Source organism: Vibrio sp. 1249-1, from assembly GCF_033340495.1.
On record NZ_JAWOWJ010000455.1, the window covers coordinates 1 to 740 of the forward strand.

Here is a 740-nt window from a genome sequence, read left to right on the forward strand (position 1 = left end):
GAGCACTATGGCGTGTCCCCAGATTGGTTAGAAATCGAGATAACCGAAGAGGCGGTGCTAAACGATAAAGTGTCGTTGACCAATACGATGATCGCGCTGCAAGCGTGTGGTATTCGCATCGCAATGGATGATTTCGGAACGGGTTATGCCTCGTTTCCGCATTTGCTCAAATATCCGTTTGATAAGATCAAGCTTGACCGTTCATTACTGCTTGATGCCACAGGCGAAAAGGGGCGCGAGTTATACCGAATCGTGGCTAAACTCGGGCACATTGCCAACTGCGAAGTCGTAGCCGAGGGCGTAGAAACTCAAGCAGAATACGAGTTCGTCGCGCAATGTGGCGTCGACAAAGTACAAGGTTTTTATCTGGCCAAACCGATGCCGAGACAAGACTTATCGGATGAGAGAGCATGACCGGATTCGCCTAGTAAAAAGGGAAGCACGCGCTTCCCTTTAGTCACACTCAAATTGAATTCAACGATTATTTGAACTCAAATTTACCCTGCATGATTGCCCAGTGACCAGGGAATGAGCAGAAGAATGAGTAATCACCGCCAGCCGTCATTTTTTCCGTGCTGAATGTAATGCTGGTGCTTTCACCGCCACCAACGACTTTCGTGTGAGCGTAAACGCGCTCGTCGTCTGGCTTCACGTAACTGTTATCTGCGCCAGCAGACATGCCGTCAGTGCCTACCGCTTGGATGTTGGCTGTATCTGCGATGACAACGTTGTGCCCCATA

2 protein-coding genes are annotated in these 740 nt (G+C 49.6%); one reads left to right on the forward strand and one right to left on the reverse strand.

The genetic code is table 11. The features are described 5' to 3' along the window. Nucleotides 1–414, forward strand: a 414-nt coding sequence (locus R7Z50_RS26955; protein ID WP_318149675.1) for an EAL domain-containing protein, incomplete at its 5' end; no start/stop codon positions are given. Nucleotides 415–481: 67 nt separating this feature from the next. Here the strand turns inward: R7Z50_RS26955 and azu are convergent. Further along, nucleotides 482–740 (reverse strand): azurin (azu, locus tag R7Z50_RS26960; protein WP_318149676.1); only part of this gene is annotated, 259 nt, incomplete at its 5' end.